At 58.9% G+C, this 17641-nt stretch carries 21 protein-coding genes; 2 read left to right on the top strand and 19 right to left on the bottom strand.

The window, feature by feature from the left end; genetic code table 11:
- Positions 1 to 7: 7 nt before the first annotated feature.
- The 6 genes from ACFC25_RS04425 to ACFC25_RS04400 all read right to left on the bottom strand — a co-directional run bounded on the left by ACFC25_RS04425 (position 8) and on the right by ACFC25_RS04400 (position 7778).
- Positions 8 to 352, bottom strand: a complete 345-nt coding sequence (locus tag ACFC25_RS04425; RefSeq protein WP_376044263.1) for a hypothetical protein — start codon at positions 350 to 352, stop codon at positions 8 to 10.
- A gap of 645 nt (positions 353 to 997) precedes the next feature.
- Positions 998 to 1627 carry a hypothetical protein gene (locus tag ACFC25_RS04420; RefSeq protein ID WP_376044261.1) on the bottom strand — a complete coding sequence of 210 codons (630 nt, stop codon included), beginning with the start codon at positions 1625 to 1627 and terminating at the stop codon, positions 998 to 1000.
- Complete coding sequence (locus ACFC25_RS04415; protein WP_376044259.1) at positions 1627 to 2610, bottom strand: hypothetical protein; 984 nt, start codon at positions 2608 to 2610, stop codon at positions 1627 to 1629. Before ACFC25_RS04415 ends, ACFC25_RS04420 begins: the two co-directional genes overlap by 1 nt.
- Before the next feature lie 11 nt (positions 2611 to 2621).
- Positions 2622 to 3920 carry a hypothetical protein gene (locus ACFC25_RS04410; RefSeq protein ID WP_376044257.1) on the bottom strand — a complete coding sequence of 433 codons (1299 nt, stop codon included), beginning with the start codon at positions 3918 to 3920 and terminating at the stop codon, positions 2622 to 2624.
- A 1-nt stretch (position 3921) separates the two neighbouring features.
- Complete coding sequence (locus tag ACFC25_RS04405) at positions 3922 to 4761, bottom strand: hypothetical protein (RefSeq protein ID WP_376044256.1); 840 nt, start codon at positions 4759 to 4761, stop codon at positions 3922 to 3924.
- Entirely contained in the window at positions 4761 to 7778 is a 3018-nt protein-coding gene (locus tag ACFC25_RS04400) for a phage tail tape measure protein (protein ID WP_376044254.1), read from the bottom strand. Before ACFC25_RS04400 ends, ACFC25_RS04405 begins: the two co-directional genes overlap by 1 nt.
- 51 nt (positions 7779 to 7829) lie before the next feature.
- Between ACFC25_RS04400 and ACFC25_RS04395 the strand changes: the two genes are divergently transcribed.
- A complete protein-coding gene (locus ACFC25_RS04395; protein ID WP_376044252.1) occupies positions 7830 to 8045 on the top strand; it encodes a hypothetical protein in 216 nt (71 codons plus the stop codon).
- Between the two features lie 290 nt (positions 8046 to 8335).
- Here the strand turns inward: ACFC25_RS04395 and ACFC25_RS04390 are convergent, their stop codons facing one another.
- The 9 genes from ACFC25_RS04390 to ACFC25_RS04350 all read right to left on the bottom strand — a co-directional run bounded on the left by ACFC25_RS04390 (position 8336) and on the right by ACFC25_RS04350 (position 12844).
- Positions 8336 to 8839 carry a hypothetical protein gene (locus tag ACFC25_RS04390; protein ID WP_376044250.1) on the bottom strand — a complete coding sequence of 168 codons (504 nt, stop codon included), beginning with the start codon at positions 8837 to 8839 and terminating at the stop codon, positions 8336 to 8338.
- A gap of 90 nt (positions 8840 to 8929) precedes the next feature.
- Positions 8930 to 9280: a hypothetical protein gene (locus tag ACFC25_RS04385; RefSeq protein ID WP_376044248.1), complete on the bottom strand. Its 351-nt coding sequence runs from the start codon at positions 9278 to 9280 to the stop codon at positions 8930 to 8932.
- Positions 9281 to 9441: 161 nt separating this feature from the next.
- Positions 9442 to 9627 (bottom strand): hypothetical protein, encoded by a 186-nt coding sequence (locus ACFC25_RS04380; protein WP_376044246.1) that lies wholly within the window; start codon positions 9625 to 9627, stop codon positions 9442 to 9444.
- Positions 9628 to 9637: 10 nt separating this feature from the next.
- Positions 9638 to 10051: a hypothetical protein gene (locus ACFC25_RS04375; RefSeq protein ID WP_376044245.1), complete on the bottom strand. Its 414-nt coding sequence runs from the start codon at positions 10049 to 10051 to the stop codon at positions 9638 to 9640.
- Positions 10048 to 10482, bottom strand: a complete 435-nt coding sequence (locus ACFC25_RS04370) for a hypothetical protein (protein WP_376044243.1) — start codon at positions 10480 to 10482, stop codon at positions 10048 to 10050. The genes ACFC25_RS04375 and ACFC25_RS04370 overlap by 4 nt, the downstream gene beginning before the upstream one ends.
- A complete protein-coding gene (locus ACFC25_RS04365) occupies positions 10479 to 10868 on the bottom strand; it encodes a DUF6093 family protein (protein ID WP_376044242.1) in 390 nt (129 codons plus the stop codon). Before ACFC25_RS04365 ends, ACFC25_RS04370 begins: the two co-directional genes overlap by 4 nt.
- Positions 10865 to 11281 (bottom strand): hypothetical protein, encoded by a 417-nt coding sequence (locus tag ACFC25_RS04360; RefSeq protein ID WP_376044240.1) that lies wholly within the window; start codon positions 11279 to 11281, stop codon positions 10865 to 10867. The genes ACFC25_RS04365 and ACFC25_RS04360 overlap by 4 nt, the downstream gene beginning before the upstream one ends.
- A 163-nt stretch (positions 11282 to 11444) precedes the next feature.
- The gene (locus ACFC25_RS04355) at positions 11445 to 12341 is read right to left on the bottom strand and encodes a phage major capsid protein (protein WP_376044238.1); all 897 of its coding nucleotides are present in this window, start codon (positions 12339 to 12341) and stop codon (positions 11445 to 11447) included.
- A gap of 23 nt (positions 12342 to 12364) precedes the next feature.
- Positions 12365 to 12844, bottom strand: a complete 480-nt coding sequence (locus ACFC25_RS04350) for a hypothetical protein (RefSeq protein WP_376044236.1) — start codon at positions 12842 to 12844, stop codon at positions 12365 to 12367.
- Here ACFC25_RS04350 and ACFC25_RS04345 point away from each other — a divergent pair, their 5' ends adjacent.
- Positions 12845 to 13096, top strand: coding sequence for a hypothetical protein (locus ACFC25_RS04345; protein WP_376044235.1), 252 nt, complete (start codon positions 12845 to 12847; stop codon positions 13094 to 13096).
- Here ACFC25_RS04345 and ACFC25_RS04340 read toward each other — a convergent pair.
- The 4 genes from ACFC25_RS04340 to ACFC25_RS04325 are packed head-to-tail and all read right to left on the bottom strand — an operon-like array spanning position 13093 to position 17361.
- Positions 13093 to 14364: a hypothetical protein gene (locus tag ACFC25_RS04340; protein ID WP_376044233.1), complete on the bottom strand. Its 1272-nt coding sequence runs from the start codon at positions 14362 to 14364 to the stop codon at positions 13093 to 13095. The two genes, ACFC25_RS04345 and ACFC25_RS04340, sit on opposite strands and share 4 nt — an antisense overlap.
- Entirely contained in the window at positions 14364 to 15707 is a 1344-nt protein-coding gene (locus ACFC25_RS04335; protein WP_376044231.1) for a phage portal protein, read from the bottom strand. Before ACFC25_RS04335 ends, ACFC25_RS04340 begins: the two co-directional genes overlap by 1 nt.
- Positions 15708 to 15716: 9 nt before the next feature.
- Complete coding sequence (locus tag ACFC25_RS04330) at positions 15717 to 16340, bottom strand: terminase TerL endonuclease subunit (RefSeq protein ID WP_376044230.1); 624 nt, start codon at positions 16338 to 16340, stop codon at positions 15717 to 15719.
- Positions 16300 to 17361, bottom strand: a complete 1062-nt coding sequence (locus tag ACFC25_RS04325) for a terminase (protein ID WP_376044228.1) — start codon at positions 17359 to 17361, stop codon at positions 16300 to 16302. The genes ACFC25_RS04330 and ACFC25_RS04325 overlap by 41 nt, the downstream gene beginning before the upstream one ends.
- Positions 17362 to 17641 lie beyond the last annotated feature (280 nt).

Genomic DNA, 17641 nt, shown 5'->3' with positions numbered 1-17641 from the left:
GTGTACCTCATTGGTCTAGGTCTTTGGGCCACTCGTGCGGAACGCCGCCCAACTCGTGGACCTGCCCCCGGAGCTTATGTATGTACGCCCGATACTGCGAAAACTGCGACTGGACTTTGGACTTGAACGCCTCAAACTCTTTACGGAGCTGAGCGACATCCTCTTTGTAGAGGGTCCGCTCTTCCTGCAACTCGTTCGCGAACTTGAGGTGACGCTCAACCTCAAAGTTCGTGCCCGTCAACTTGTTCGCTTCCGCCTGTGACTTGCGTGCCAACAATGACGTGACTAGACCGACTCCACCGGCAGCCAAAAGCGCGATCAGCCCGGAGATGATGTTTTCCCAACTAATCACTTGGCGTCTCCCTGGGTTTTTGCATAACCTCAGGGCGCGAGGGTGCGTGGTTCAGAAGCCTTGCGATGCCAGCGGACGAGAGTGCCATCGACGCTAGCAACGCTGAGGAAAGGAACGCGGTCGATGTTGTTCCATCCGGCAGTACTGGGACTCTGAAGAAGAATTCAAGGAAGCAGAGCGACCAAAGTGTGAGCATCCCTGCGACCGCACCAAGCGCCCTAGACTGGTCCGCTTTGAATGCTGAAGCGGCGAGCATGAACGCTACGAGGAACCATGCGACGGCCCACAATTGGAGCGGCATGATCCGCGTTACCAGTTCAAGCGATGGTTGTGGGCGCGAACCCAGAACGCCAAGGTATGAGATTCCGAAGCAGAAGCACATCAGTGACTTGCCGAGCATCACCATGCCGCGGGGACCGTACACTTTCGGCAACGTCTCCATCACGTGGACCCGGAGCCGGCACAACCACGCCGGCGACTCAATACCAAAGAGGGACGGTTTGCGGTGAGGCGTCAGGTCAGACATCGGAGGATCCCCCATTGTGGCGTAATGTGTGGTCTACCCATACGGGCGATGCCTCCTAGTTAGGCGTTGAGACGTGGTGGGTAGTGCGGCGATGGGGGCGCAACCCTGTCGCCGCACGCTTACCCGATCCGGGTTATGGCGATGCGGAATTTGAGTGTGCGGTTGGATCCGGACTCGTGGTAGATCACAAACAGGGCGTCTTGGTTGGCGGCGACGCGGAGGTTGGGGTGTGCGGCCGTGACGCGGTCCTGACCTGTCATGCCTGTCCGGTATGTTTCGCCGCCGGTGATGATCTCGGCGTAAGCGAGGGTGTTCAGTGTGCCGGTTGTTGACTCTGGGTTGAATGTCACGGCGTATGTTCCGGCGTCTCGGAATCGGAGCACGTCGGCGGCGGGGTGTGTGATGAACGCCGTGTCTGTTGTTTTGGCAGCGTCCAATGTGAGCGCGCCAACACCCCACACGTCGTTTGTTGGGACGACCTGCCCGGTGCGGGTCCACTCGGAGTGCCCGGTCGTCTTCCAGGAAGTCCCGTCCCACTTCTCCGTAAACATGGACTGGTCTTTTCGGAGGACCGTTGTGCCGATCTTCAACGTCCCACCCGCCAACGCTGCGAGACCGTCACGTTGCGCGGCGTTGTCCACGGGGATGGGCAGGTTGAGGGACAACGCCATTTTGGCTAGGTCCGAAGTGAGCTCATATGGGTCACTGTTGGTGGGGACCTCGGCGCCGTTGTATAGGGTGATCGCCATTAGTTGGACCAGTCCATTTCTAGTTTGCCCGATTCGGGGTCTTTGAGTCGGCTCTGAAACCCGACATACGGGTCACCGGATATGGAAATGCCGCCCCCAGCAATGAGGACGGCATGGAAACTGTCGGGCAGGACGACCCAGCCGGGCGATAACCCGGCAGTGAACGTGTGCCCGGCGGGTGTGTACCTTGCTGGGACTGTCACGTCGAACGGGCCGACCGTGCGGGTAACGTCCCCGCCCGGCCTTGACTGGGATGTGTGTGCGTACAGGTGGATGGTTGCGTCCGAGTTGTACGAGCCTGCGTTGAGTCGTGCAGGGATGCGGAAGCGTGCCTGCTTGATCGTCTTCCCGGCGAGTACCGTGTTAGCTGGCCCGTAGAACCATGCACCCGTTGTCGCGCCAGAGTAGTAGGAGCCGGAATAGAGGTCTTCTCCGCCCCGCACAGAGGTGGCGTAGGATCCCCAGCCGCCCGGCCCCCACCACGTATCCGAGGCTGTAGCGGGCGTCTTCTGCGTACCCGTGATGTCCCCGCCGCCCGGTGGCAACGGTGTGTTCGCGGGTGGTGTGACAGTGATGGTTGGGATCTTCCCGATGATCGTCGGTGTCGCGGCGTCCCAGGTGATGTAGATCAGGTCACCGATGACGTACGAGCCGATGAACCGGTCTGTTGTGTAGACCGTCCCATCCTCGCCCGTGAACACGATCTCGGAGATGCCCACCGTGAGCACGGTCCCCGTGGACGGTCGCGGCTGATCCGTGTACCCACCCAACACAAGCGCCGAAAACAAGCCCCGACCCTCACGGCTAATGTCAACAACGATCTGCCCACCCTGCAACGGCTGAATCGGGTCCATCCACCGCGCACCAATAAGGTTGCCGTTGATGTTCGCCCACCACTGCGACCCGTCCCAATGCGCCGTCCCATAAGCGCGCCTGGTAGAGCCGTCCGGCATGGCCTCCATCATGTGTTTGAAAGCGTCCAACGGTTCGCCTCCTACGGCAGGTCATCCCAAGTCAGGTCCGGTAGACGGCCCCACGTTGAGGGCATCCGGTCCCAAATAAGTTCCGGTGTCCCGGCTGTCAAATACTGCGCCCACTCGGTACGGCCCAAGGCGGTGATCATGTCGTTGTAAGAGCACTGGACCGTGATGCGCGTCCCAGCCGGCACCTTCGCACCAGACCTGCTGATACCCACGATCTGGCATGGGAAGTAAGCAACGTGCCCGGCAGTCAACGGGTAGCCGACATCGATCCAGTCGCCGCCCTGCAACTCCGGGCGCGGTGTCGTCTCAACCTCAAACTCCACCGCAATCGAAGACAGAAACTCGTCACGCAACTGGATCCCGTACGCGAGCGCCTGACCATACGTTTCGATCATGTCCGACGTGTAGAACTCCTGCGCCCGCCCATGATCCCCACCAAACCTGAGCGGGCCTGTGTCGATGGACACGACAGCGGTAACAGGTTTCCCGTCGCCCGAATCCTTACCCGACACAACCCAACGGTTATACAGCTTGTCCAACACCTGTTTGCGGGAGACACTGACCATGCCCTTCTCAGGCTCAACACGCCACACCGGGGCTGAGATGCGCGGGTAGACGCGTAACTCGCCGTCGCCGCCCATCCTGTACCGTGCGTTACGGCGCGCAAGGATATCCTGTACCGCCTCAAGACGCTCCCGGTCATACACGGTCGTCCGAGGAATAGCAGCGTCCGCGACACCAGCCTCCACCACAACAGGGAAATGATTCACCAGGAGCCGCTGAACCTCAGTCAAATACGTTGCAGCCAACGCGGGCGACTCGGGGGCTTCCAACTTGTCCCGATCAGGGTTGATAGTCAGATCAACCGCCGTCAACTTCACAGCCGCCGTGACAATCGCTTTCTTCCTGCGGTGTGGGCCGAGTTGCGAGTCAGGCACATCGAGCCCGTACTCGTCGATCTCGCGCCAGTCCACAACCTCCACCGGCTCATTCCCCGTAATCCGGAACTTGCCATAGTTGATCGCACCAGCACCGCCCACACGGTAAATGATCTGCAACTCGGTCCCGCCCACACCCAGCGCGTCATCAAACCGCCACGCACCCAACACGCCACGAGGATCCGCAACCGTCAAACTCACCTGCTGACCAATCTTCACCGAACCCCCGGCAGAATCGCCGAAACTCCAATCAACAACATCCAGCGGCTCATCCAACACCAACTGACCACCACGCCAAGCCCACACCAACAACGAATCCGCCGGCCTCGAACCCTCCAACGCACCAGCCGTAACCACATCAACAGGACGCACATCAGCCTCCTATCGGGTTCTTCAAATCATCCAAATACGTTTTACCAGCCATAAGATCCTGCTTCTGCTGATACGTCTCCAACAGAATCTCCACATCCCCATACGTAAACGTCGCCGTCAGGACACGGATCGCCGGGGCCTGGACCACATCGGACTTCAGGTCCCACCACGTCAGGTTCCCGCCGAACTGCACAGTCACCGGAACCTGACGGGCCACAGCATTAGCAAGGTGCATCGTGCCGTCCAACCCGAAGTCCCCCCACTCAGGCAGGGGACGGAACACGAGCTGCGCTGTGGACTTCAGGATCCGCTTCAACTTCGCGTTCTGCTCAGCCGAACGAATACCCACCGACGTATCCAAACCAACCTCGGCCATACGCTCACCAAACAACGCCATCGGCTTGCTGCTGCCCATGATCTTAAAGATGGAAACGTCCGCCTGATACTCCAGGTTCGCGAGTGCCTGCCCTCGGAGGTAGATGTCGTTGTTGTCGCTACGTTCACCCACGATAGGGACCGAGTTCTGAGGGATCAGAGCGTCCCCCAGCCAGCCAGTAACCGAGTCAAGGAACACCGGGGCTGAAGTCGTCCGCGAGGCCCCCAGAGGACCGCTGATGACCTCCACCTCATACGTAACGTCACGCTTCAGAGGACAATAAAAATCCTCCAAATACGTCGCATCATTCATGACCACGCGGCGGTACCCGGAAACAGCATTCCGGGTACCATCCGCGACCTGCCACACAGTCACCAACGAACTACCAATACCAAGGCCAGTGATCGTAATCCCAGCCCGGTCACACGGCGCATCCAACAACGCCTCAACAGTTACAGCAACCACTACTTGCCGCCTCTCATATAACGCGTGTTCGAGTCGGCAGTTGATATCGCGGAACTAGCCACCCTGTACATACGGGAATCCAACTGCTCGTTCCCGATCATCACCGTTACCGCGGGGGCCGAAACATTCACGGGGCTGGACGCAGACTGAGCGAACGACTGCGCCGAATACTCACGCCCACCATTCGCATAACCGGGCAGCTTCGGGAACGTGCCCGCGTTGATCGCAGCAAGCTCCCGGTCATAGCGTTGCGACGAGCGCCCGTTAATGATCCACTCGTTAGCGTCCAGCCTTGCGACAGGAACACCAGCAGAGGAGACCCCAAGGAACCCGTCAGTGACGCCAGTGCCCGGCCCGGAAGACGGTAGCTGCCCGCCATTCGAGTAGCCCAAGATCTTGCCGCCAATAGCACGCCCACCCGGATCAAGCGCAACCATCGACGGGTCATCCCGATATTCAGACTGGGTCACCGTCTTATTGATCGTCTCAATAAGGTTCTGGATGTGCGTCTTCACAACGCGACCATCGATAGCATTCAGCGCGCCAGTCGTCGCCTCTGCCATGCGCTTAGCCTCATCAGACATCCACGATTTGATGTCCACGCCCGGCGGGATCTTCATGATGTCCCGCGCCAACGTATTAGCTTCCTCATCAGTAAGCCCAAACTGCTCCGCGGCAGCCTTCAGCCCACTGTGAGTCCGTTCCAAACTGTATTGAAGGTCTGCTTGGCTCGCGCCATTCGCTGCCATCGCCTGAGTAGAACGGAATCCCGCACCCGCGATAGCATCAAGAGCCGCCTCGTTCGCCCGCCCCGCAGCCGTCGTGATGTCAAGCGTTCTACCATTGGCAGCGATGGACTCTGTAAGCCCCACCATGGCTTCCTCGAAACCACGAGCCGCGTCACGAGCGCTAAGGTTCAGCAACCCAGCATTTACCAAGGCGTCAGTGAACTTTGACAGATCAGCAACTGTCCCGTCAGCGGCCAGGCCGACATCCTCTAATGCCTTCTCGATTTCCTCGGTCTGTTCCGCGGATGCCTCAGCAGCCGCGCCAACATCAGTTAGGGCGCCGTCGAGATTCTTACCCTCAGCCGCCGCCGTCTTCGATGCTGCCTCAGCAGCCTTCAAAGCATCCGCGTACTCGGGGAACTTTGCTGCCAGATCCTCGACGCTGACGCCCTGCTCGTCGGCTACCTTCTTGATCTGCTCGAAAGTCTTGGCTGCGTCCTCAGCGTTGCCGCCAGATACGAGTTCCGCCAGCCCGGTGTCGAGTCGTTTGAAGGAGCCTTCCAAGATTTGCGAGGAACCCTCAACGCCGGTCATCCCATTAATGAGGCCTTCGCCCCAGTCGTTGAATGTTTGCCCAGCGTCCTTATTGAAGGTCCGCTTGATGGCAGAATCAAGGCTGTCCACGGTGTTGATTAAGTCGCCGCCATCACGGTCCTTGAACAACTCATCAAGGGCGCTACCAGCGCCGGGACCGTTTGTTGCGACCTCAGCTAGAGCGTTGGAAACCTTACCCATGCCCGTATCGATCTTCGACATATAGTCAGACTCGGCCAGCTTCGCAAAGATAAGCGTCACAGCCGCCAGTGCACCAGCAGCACCTGCGGCCTTACCAACCTTGCCCATCGCCGTAGCGGCCTTGGAGCCAGCGGGGGCTAAGGTGTTGAACGCCTGCACCGAATCCAGGATCTTAGGCGTCAACGTCAGGAAAGCACCCGCACCGAGAGCCGCCACACCAACCACGCCACCGAGGACCGACAAGACACCCTTCACAGGGTCAGGAAGCGAACCAAAAGCGGAAGCCATACCCGCGACCGACTCAGCAACGCCAGCGATCAGGGGAAGCAGGACAGCTCCCGCTTCAATCGCCGCGTCCTTGATGTTGTTCCAGGCGACCTTGACCTTGGACTCGGTCGTTTCGTAACGCTTAGCCGCTTCCTCAGCGAGTGCAGAGTTAGACTGCCAAGCTGAGTCGCCAAGCTTCAACGAGTCGGTGAGGATGTCGCCGGCACCAGCGAGGCGCAGGATAACGCCCGTCTCCTCAGTGCCCTTAATGCCAAGGTCTGACATCGTGTCGATGACGTTGCCGCCCTCGTCCTTGATCCGCCCAAAGCCCTTGACCATCATGTCAACAGCACGGACAGGGTCAGTCTCGAAAGCGGTAGCGAACTCCTTAGCCGAAACCCCGGCAACCTCCGCCAACCGGTCGAGCCCTTCGCCGCCAGCTTTCACATCGCCGTACATGCGCTGCATCACACGGGAGATAACGCCGCCGCCGAGCTGCGCCTCAATACCAAGGGAAGCCATTGCGTTAGACAGGGCCAGAACGTCAGACTCAGAAGCGCCAACAAGCTTCGCAGCACCAGCGATCCGCTTAGCCATCTCCAGAATCTCGGCCTCAGTCGAAGCACCAGCGTTACCCAGAGCGACCAGTGTCGCGCCGAAACGCTCAACACCCTTCGACCCCTCGCGCTCCATCGTGCCCATGACGTTAGAAATCTGGGCGATAGACGTAGCCGCCTCGTCAGCGGAAAGGTTCGTGGTTTCGCCAAGGTCCACCATCGTCTTCGTGAACCCGACAACATCCTCACGCTTCACACCAAGCTGACCAGCAGCCTCAGCAACAGCCGCGATCTCCTCATGCGTGGACGGCAGGGTCTTCGCCAGGTTGCGGAGTGAGCCCTCAAGCTCATCCATCTGCGCCGGGGTACCGTCAACAGTCTTCGTGACACCAGCCCACGCGGACTCCCAGTCCATCGCAGCCTTACCAGCCAGAGCGAGCCCGCCAACCGCGGCTGCACCAAAGCCGAGCATCGTTGTGCCCGCAGTGTCCCAAGCCTCACGGTTCTTGTTCGCAGACTGAACCATCTTGCCAAGGTAAGTATCAGCAGCCTTAGAGGAATCCTCTGAGGCCTGCTGCGTCTTCTTAGTAGCCTGCGCCGCCTGCTCCATAGCGCTCTTGAAACCAGCGATCTCCGCGCTGAATATGACTTTGACGCGGCGATCAGCCATGAGCCCTCCAAAGGGATGTTAATGACGGGGGAGACATGGCATACTTAGCCAATGACGCAAACGGGGGACGCGCACAAGCGGCGCGGGGCAAACATCATGAAGACGGGGCTTGGGATGCTCGTGTTCGGTATCGTTATCGCACTGGCCGCGGCGGGCGAGAATGGCAACCCTGGGCTAAATGCTTTTGCCTCATTCGTCGCTCTCGCCGGTTTCATCACTGCGATAGTCGGACTAGGTAAGTGGCGCGAACGTCCTGCGGGTGATTAGTTCTTCGTCAAGTTCGGTCGCGTAGAACCGCTGTCCCGGATCCGGCTTGAACTTCTCTTGCCCGGTATATTCCTCGACCGCAGCCTGCGCATGGCATGTAACGTCCGCGACCTCGTAAAGCCCACGGTTGGCGTCATTCCTGCACTCCGACTTAGGGCGGCCACAATCACACATGCCCTCGACATACAGCGTGTAGGCGAACTCAAGGAGCCGGTCCTTCCACTCAGGCAACGCGCCCAAGTAAGAGGACGGCGGGCGCTGGAAACGCTCAGCGGTTTTGAGGGCTGCGACTACTCGCCACCATCGTCCGGTGTAGAGCGCTTCGGCAAAAAATCTGCGCTCACAGCGGGAACCTCAGTGCACGCCTCATGGAACCGGGCAATGATCTGATTGAACTGGGTCTCGCCGATCTTGTCTGCGAGCTTCTCAAGCTGCGCCGGCGTTACCTTGGGGGACTGGATCGCGTCAGCAATCGTAATGTATCCGAGCTGAGTTCCGGTCAGCCCAGGATTAGCTTTGGCTAGTGCCGACTTCTCAGCGTCACTGCGCCCCTCAAGCTTGATGACCAACGCGGAGTCATGGAACTGCTTGGCGAGCTTCGCGTACTGACTGCGGAGACTCCCGCCACCAGCGCTAGGCCCGTCAACGTCCTCATCCTCCGCGTTCTCAATACGCTCCTGGAGCGCGTCAAGATCCGCGATCAAGCCCGCCTTCTGATACACCGTCACACTACGCGCAGGCCGCTCAGCATCTTCCAACCACGCATCAATATCAAAATCCTGGGGGGTAGTCATGGCTTAGGCTCCATTTCTAGGGGGTCATAGGCTCGAGAAAGTTGTGAGGGTGGCGGCGCGGAGCCTAATCACGCGCCGCCACCCGGTTCACTAGGCGCCGGCAGCCACGACAATGTTGTCGTACATGCGCTGCGGCTCGAGGGGGATCCGCCGCTTGATGAAGCCCGTACCATCGGTGCGCTGGGCCGTGTCAGTCACCACGAGGCCGCCAAGGTAGATCTCGTCCGTAGCAGCCCAAGCCTCAGTCGAATCCTTGTCAGTCTCGCGGGCGTACCCGTAAACCTCGGCACCCTTCTCCGACAGGGCAGCCCAACCGGTTTCGTTCGCCGTGTCAGCGCCACCCGCGGTCAGGAACTTCCGCCACAGCGTCAGGCCCGTACTGTGGTTACCCTTGCCAATCGCGTTCGAGTTGTTCGTGTCACACAGGGCCGGCTCAGACACCTTGTCAGAATCAGTAGCCGTCCAAGTGAAGTCGCTCGACAGAATGTCACACGACAGGTCAATCCCGGCGTTCAACTCGGTCGCCGTAGGGGCGGCAGGGTTAGCGGGTGCAGTAGTCAGGATAGTGAATTTAGTTTTGCCATCGGCAAGAACACGAGCCATTACTTGGCCTCCTTCGTTTCCGGCGAGGCCGGGTTGGTGGTTTCGGCCTTAGCCGCTTCCCGCGCCTTCTGGCTGGGAGTCCTGGACAGATCGTTGAACGGCGCATCCTTGCGGTCCAGCCAAGAGGCCGGGACTACCTGCTTAGCGCCGGTCGATTTTGAGTAAGCATCAATGAACCGTGTCATCGGTTACCTTTCAGAGCTTGTGGGAGACGAGCGTGAACTCGTCAACTGCGTAGGTTGGGTTGCCGCCACCGGTGAGAGTTACGTCCGTGTCAACTTGGCCGTCCATGAGAACCGCCTGCCGCAACTTGCTAGGGCGCCAACCCGTGACAGTGGGTGTCTTCCGGTTCAGGGCAGCCCGGACATTGCGGGCCATGATCAGCATCGAATCGCCATTCAAACCCACATACGTAGCGCGGATCCGCAAAGACAGAACATCCGGCACATCCTCCAACGAATCACCATCAGGGCCACCAGACGACTCCTCGCCAAGATCACCCCACAGCACCACGTACGGATAGGCAGGATCCGCGGGAACCGACCACATATGAACCCGCACAGTAGGCGGCAACAGGGCCTTGACCGCGTCATAGTGTTCCTTGATCACAGCAGACCCTCCGTCGCTTTGAACGCATACTCGTAGAAGTTCGGGGCCTCCTCGAGCATCGCGTCCTCAGGATTACGGACAGTCCCACCACCAGGCCGCGACGTACCGAAATACGCGATGTTAGCCAGGCTGGCTGGCGTCCGTGGGCCGGGTCGCGGCTTTTTAGCCCTACTCGCAACCGTCACGGTTTTGTCCGGGCCGATCTCCGCTTGAATCTCAGCGTCCCCACCGAACTCCAGAACCTTGAGGTCATAGTTGATCGTCATAGCCAACTGCCCAAAGTGCTTGGAGCTACGGGCGTCTTTCCGCATGGTCTTCTTTGTGTTGTTCGCAGACTTCTCAACAACGCCACGCATCTTCGGAACCATCGCCGCAGGTATCTTCCGCAAATCACGCATCAGCCCGTCAAGGTCCGACGTATCCGCGCTCATAGGATCTTCACCGGCAACCGGAACGCGGTATCGAAACTGTCTGGCTCGAACCCGGACACCCGGTACTGTTTGCCCACCGTGAACGCATTCAACAGTGAAGCCGTGATCGTAACCACGTCACCGTCCTGCACATCCGCAGCGTTCGCCGGGATATGAACCTGACGGGAGACGACCGTGAACGTCGCTTCCCCAGCCTCAGGGTTGCTCGTGGCTGAGTCCTTTGACTGGACCTTGCACTTACCGCTGTAGACCTCAGTAGACGAGTTCGTAACGTCGCCCGTGTCGGGATCCGTCACCGGCTCACCAGGACGCGTAATCGTGCAGGCATCCACCATCAGCGCTTCCGCCTCACGCCGCCCAGCAAGGACAGCAGCCTCCGCGCTCACAGTTGCAACCAACTGATAGGCGAATACTCGTCAGCCGCACCATAAGGGCGAATAGTGAAAGCCTCACCAGACGCGCCAGGCAGCAACAGCGACCACTCATCATCCGTCAAGCCGAGGTAGCCGGCAGAGTTAGCCGAATCCACAGTCTCAGTCGTCGAATAGTCATCAATCGCGACCGTCCGTGTACGCAACCCTGACGGGTTCTGCAACTTCCGAATGATCGACGCACTAATGACACGCTTCAGAGTCGCCGCAGTAGGACGACCAGCCAAGATCAAATCCTCAAGATCCGGTATCCGTTCAAGGATCTCCGACTCCAAATCCTCAATCCACGCCGTAACCTGGGCAGACTCGGCAGCCGTGAGGGACCGGCCATAGCGAACCTCAACATCAGCAACAGTTGCGTATGCCATGACCGGCCACCTTACTTAGACTTGCGCGAACGAGAAGACGCCGCGACCCGCTTAGGAGACGCGACTTCCGGTTCCTGCTTCTTGAAACCAGCACCGAGAAGCTGATCAACGAACTCCGCAGAGACATCGACCAGCTTCCCGGTAAAAGGGTTAGTGAGAAGCATTACGCGGTCGTAGCGCCAGTCAGCTTCACGAAGTGAGCGCCGTTGCGAACAACGAAACCAACCTCGATCTCTGCCAGCACAGCGAACATGTTGCGCTGCCACAGGTTCAGCTGAGTGCCGCCCTTGTTCACAGTCGCCTGGTCGCTGATGGACACCTTGATGCCCTCGACGGAACCCCAGATAGCGGAGTTCGCGAAGTCGCCTGCGAAACCGACAACGTCCGGGCCGGTAGCCGGGTTGTTGTAGACGCTGGATGACTTCAGCACGTCGCGACCGAAGATGGAGCCGATAGCCCCGGTGTCGGTGCGGGCATCACGCAGGAACGCGTAGTTACCGGCGCCGTCCTTCGCGGTCATGATGGTACCCTCAGCCTGAGGGGCGATCAGCCAGTGGCTAACGTCGCCACCAGCAGCACCAACAGTGGTCAGCGCGGTAGCGAGGTCACCGATGGTGTCAGTGGAATCCAGTGCCACGGCGGTCGAACCGGAAAGCACATCGAAGTTCGAGCCCGGGGCGGTGCCATTCAGGATCGTAGCGTCAAACGTGCGACCCAGAGCGTAAGGCAGCCGGCGGGCCAGCTCCGCGTACAGGCCCGGAAGGTCACGGCGGAACTCGTTAGAGAACGTTTCGATGACAGCGAGCTTGTACGGGGTGATCGACTTGCTGGACACCGTAGCGTCAGAGACAGGCTTCTCGTCCGTCTCGTTCACCCAGGAAGCGGTGACATCGCCGGTGATCAGCGGGATAGTGACACCCGAACCGGGAAGGTTGATCCGGCGGGCAGTCCGCATGATCAGAGAGTCGTTGACAGCGTTAGCCCAAATCTCAGAAGAAATTTCCTTGGGAAGGAGGGCGGCTACGCCCGCGCTAGTGCGGTTGAGATCAATACCAGCCATGAGCTAGGTATCCTTTCAAAAGTTTAGGTTGAGAGGTTCTGGTTGAAGAAGTCCTCGAACATGTCGCCCGTAGACTTCTTCGTTGTGCTGCCCTTCGCGCCTTGCGACGGGTCAGGCTTCGGGGTGCCGGAAGTGTTCAACCGGGCAATGAGGATGTCAGCCTTCGCGGCGACTTCCTCCTCAGTGGAACCGGTCAGGAACTCGATCAGATCCGCAGGGACACCCTTGGTGAGGGCCACCCGGTTGCGGACATTCTCGATACGCAGCGCAGCGAGTTCCTGCGCAGCCTCAGCCGCAGCGGACTGCGCCCGTTCCAGATCAGACAGGCTCGCGTCCTCAATGTTCTTGAGCTTCGCGGCCAGATCAGCGGCGGTACGTTCGGCAGCCTTACGAGCATCGCGCTCAGCCTTGATTGCCTTCTGCCCAGCGTCGCCAAGATCCGGCGTGTCTGTACCCTCGGCGTCTTCTGATGCGTCAGCCGTGGTTGTGTTGTCTTCCGACATGTGTTCGTCCTCCGTCGCGGATGGAAAAACCCCGAAGCATCGCGCTTAGGGGAAAATAGAGAGGGCGCTTTTAATGCACGCCCAAAAATGGGACAATTAGATATGCAAAATTCAAGTGATGACGAAGCAGTAGAAGCGTGGGCGCGTAACTACAACGCAGAGAATTTTGATTTGGCATGGGAAGCGCTACCTGAATGGGCGCGGGAAAGTCACCGCGACACCGCAAGAAAGGCGATCGGCAAAACCAGCTAGAAAATCTGGCCTCCCGTAGCAACCCAACGCCGGTAATCCTTCTCCACCTGAGCAGCGATCTGCGGGGTGAGCGGAGACGCCATGACCTTAGCTCGCCGAGTCATTGACGGCGCACCATAAGGGTTCACGCCCTGCTGCACTAGTTCCCACCGGGCTTTAGCGTCGAAAAGTCGCCGCTCAGCCTCAGTCATGGTCGCCCGAACCGCAGGATCCCTCCCATACTTGATCGCATCCTCAACACGCTTCCGGGCCGCGTTATATGCGCCGCCGTGACCCAGTGCGCCATAACCCTCCCGCTGCCCAGTAATCGAGCCAAGCGGGTTCTGACCACCAGGAAGGATATACCCGTACTTCTCAAGGTCCTTGAGAGCAGCGGCACGGTTGTTCCCGTTCAGCTTGTAGATCGCCTCAGGAGTCATCCGCCGACCGCGGGTCGAATCTCCCGCGGCCTCACGGAAGTTACCCCGCTTAGTTGTACCCTCAGTAGTCATCAACCCGCCAGGCTTCATGCCACGGCGAGAGTTCACAACTTGGAAGATGTCACCACCGTCGCGGATGGCCTGAGCGCCGGCCTTTGTGTAGAGCCGATCCTGATCAGCGGCAGACAAGCTCTTGAAGTACTCGTAAGGGTCATGGGTCAGGCCCTCAGTCTCAGCCGCAGCCTTCGCCGTCGTCTGGACATGAACGCAATCGCACTTAGGGTGCCGGCTGAACCCGTTATTCCAACGGTAGAACCGACCCGCGAGGACCGAGCAGCGAGAGCATGAGGGCGGGTTCAACATCCGAACATAACCGATGTTCTTACGCGCCGCCGTATCCACACCCGCAGCAGACCGCCCCGCATCACCAATCGTCGTCTGCGTGACCATCTCCAAGAACTGCCCGCCCCGGCGCACAGCATCCTTCACATCCATCCCGCCAGCAATCAGGTTCTTAGTGTGAGGAACCGCCGCGTACAGCAAGCCATCCAACGAGCGACCATCAGACGCATAACCGCCGAACGCTTCAGCGTTCACGAAGTGCTGTGGCGCCTCATACAGCCCTTGCTGCGCTAACGTCGCCGCGCCATACATCGCCCCAGCCTCGGCGGCCTTGACCTGCAAGAGCGTTAGAGCGTTCTCCAACTCGCTATTACGCAGAATGATCTGCCATGACTGTGAGAGGAGCCCACCTTGCACCTGGGCCCACGCCCTACGAGCCGCCAAAACACCCAACGACTGCAACCGCTGCATCTTCCTGTAATGCTCAACGGTCGCTTCGGGAATCATCAGACCACCTGTTCAACGTCCTTTTCCAAAGACGTAATCGCTAGCCTCGACTCGTTACGGAAATACTCGCGCTCACGATCCTTACGCGCATCCGACCAACCAAGCTCATCCCAAACCCCTTCGCGGGAAAGGACACCCTGACCGCCCGCGTAAAGCTTCGTCAACGCGTCAGCCTTCTGCGCGAACGTCGGAGTACCAGCGTCGTGCCACTCAGTCTTGATCCGGTTACCAGAAACCCACTCGCCAGTACGGAAACGCTCGTACAAGCCCATGACCCAGCCCCAGCCATCACCAAAGTTGGCTTGCTTACGCTCAGCGTTCAACACAAGACGCGACTCGTCAGCACGGATAGCACCCTCAGCAGCCGGGTTCACCGAAGTCTGACCCAAATACCGCAGCGGAAGACCAGTAACCGACGACACGAGCTGCCCGTAATGGTTCACCGTGTCATGGAAATTCTTCAGATCAGAGGCAGCAAACTGCCCCATCTTCGCGTCCTTATTACCAGTCGCCCAGATAGCCGAATAGTACGACTCCCAAGCCGGGATAGGCTGCCCCGTGGAATCCACAAAGTCGCCCTTAGACGCAGACACAACCCACTTCTGAGGAACAGAATGCGTCTCGCCAGCGATCTGCAAGTTAGTCAGTGACCGAGCAGCAGCATCCACCAGTGGAATAACGTCCTGCATCTCCGAAACGCCGTCCCACTTACCCAGCCGGCGACGGTTCAGGAACATTACGATAGGCACGCGGCCGAGGTTGTGGTCGTCACGGTCAAGGACGGTCCAACCACCCTTGTTATCCCGCTCGAGCCATTGCGTAGAATCCGGCAGGTACAGTGTCGCGAACCGGGGGAGAACCTCACCAGGCTCCGTGTCATACATCCGAACCGCAGCGCGGATCCGGCGGTGCCTCTTGTCGATATCAACGGCGATCTCACGCGGAGACTCAACCGTAATCAGAGGGTGCTCACGGTCCTCCTCGTTCGTGCCGACAGTCACGTAACCGCGGCCCAGAGTCAGAGTCTCCTGAGCATGAATCACAGACTCAGAATCAAGATTGTTCGCGTCCCAACCCTCACGAAGAGCCTCAGAAGCCGTCTCCTCACCAGGAAGAATGAACGACTTCACCGACAACCTGTCAGCCACCGAATCAACAGCAACCCGGTTCCAGTTCACAACAGTCTCAAACCGCCGCAACTCAGGAGGAACCGCCAAACCAATATGCTCCAAACGCTGCGAACCCTCGTAATAACGGTCCAAACGCGTATCAGCAGACGACAACTGAACAAGATCATTACCCAGTCCCGCTACGAGGTCGGAATCAGCACGGCTTAAAGCCACAACGGCCCCCTAACGGAACGAAAAAATACGGTTGTCTTGTTCTTCATCGGACCATCCGGCCTCGCGTGCGTCAGCCGCCGCAGTGTGAGCCAGGATCCGGGCCATAATCGCATCGATCTTCTGATGATTCGCGGGCTTACCCAGCACGTACTGCTGATTGAACTTCGCCAGCTTCTTAGCGTTCGCAGCATGAACTGTCACAATCGGGCACCCATCATGGGTGATCTTCCGCTGCGCCAAATCAATCTCGAACCGCTTAATCTCCGGGTACATACGGCTGACCTTGTTAGTAGGCCACTCAAAGACGTGATTATCGCCGTACTTCACGGACCACTCACCGATCTCCGAATACCAGTCGTGCGGGTCGCAATAGAACCGCTCAACCTTGTACCGTTCGAACAACTCCGCGACAGCCACATGAACCTGATCGCGGGGGATCGACCCCTGCCACTCGGCAGGGTTCCACACCGCCGCGCGACCATCAGGCCCGTACCGAGGAGTGAACGTAAACCCGTCAATAGTCTCGGCTTGGAGCGCCGTCCAGTCGTCATTCTCCGAACCGTCAAAGCCCAAACAAATACGTGTCCCCGGTTCAGGATTGGGCAGCCACAACATTTCCTGCGTAAGCGGCATCCCACAAACCATCCTTCAGCCAGGCGCCAAGCCCATGCACAATGCGGTTGCCGTAAAAACGTTCAGCCTGCGACGGGTCAGTCTCCATCAACTCCGCAGCCTCAGCCTCGATAGCATCAAGATCAACCCACGGCGAACCCTCATACACGTACTTATGGATCTTGCGTCGGTCTACCTTGTTCTTATAGGACAGGTCAGCCGGCGGCTTCCGGTAAAAACGGTAAATGTCAGTCGATTTAGACTCGAAAGTCTGCTGAGCCGTCGAGTTCTCGGCAGGATCCCACGGGTTCGTCCACTCAATCGAACGGCCACCCATACCAGCAAGACCACGACGCATCGTCTGAGCAACACGAACCATCTTGTTCTGCACCGTGTAAATACCAGACTCGTCAAAGTTCGCAAAGTTAATCGGATTACCAAGACGCGACATCGCCGAAGACGTGACAGCCTCGATCTTGCCGTTATTCGGCAACCGAACGAACTGCTCACCAGTCTTCATAATCGAATCCAAGGCGCCGCCACGAACCATCGCCTGCAACGGACGATAAACGTTATCGACCTGCTCCTCAGACGTAGCCACCAACTGAATCAACGAAGTATTCCGCGGAATACCCATCGCATCACCTGGCTCATACTCATACCAAAAATCACAGTCACAACCGTGTTCATGGCACGAATACACCTCGCCACCCTCAGCCCAACCACCAAAAACAACCGGACCAGCCGCCTCAAGCAGAGTCACTGCCGCAGCAAGCGGCCCCTTACCAGTCTTCTGAGGCGCAACCACCTGAGAACGCCGATACGTAAACGCAGGTGCCAACACCGGACGCTCCGCAACCCACTTAGCAGCAGCCTTCACCCGGTAATGGTTCGCAATGATCTGCAACTGCCAGTCAGACGGGATGAACGGACGGCCCTTATCGAAACCATCAGGCACCGAACAGTGAGCCTCAACCCAATCCGCCCCGAGGAAACCTAGAGTCTGGCTCGCGGGGAAGTTGATACTGAAATCATCCGTCATTCCCCACAACCTTTAGCCGGGCACGAGACGAAGACTTCCGCTTCGGCGCCGCCTCAGATTTAGGAGCCTCACCCGCCGGCAACTGCCAACGAAGACGATTCAAACCAGCCGTAGACAACCCCAGAAGCTCCTGGTGCTGCTTCACAAGAGTCCGCACCGAACCCGAAGCCTCCGCACGCTCAGCCTCAGCCAAATAACGCGTATACAGTGCGACCTCATCCTCGAGGCCAAGCCGCTTCCACTCCGACGCCTGCGGCTTCACCCACAAACGAGCCCAAAT

The sequence above is a fragment of the Pseudarthrobacter sp. NPDC055928 genome (assembly GCF_042270935.1).
Classification (GTDB): domain Bacteria; phylum Actinomycetota; class Actinomycetes; order Actinomycetales; family Micrococcaceae; genus Arthrobacter.
The sequence above is the reverse complement of the archived record's forward strand: the minus strand, read 5'-3'. Positions and strand labels throughout refer to the sequence as shown.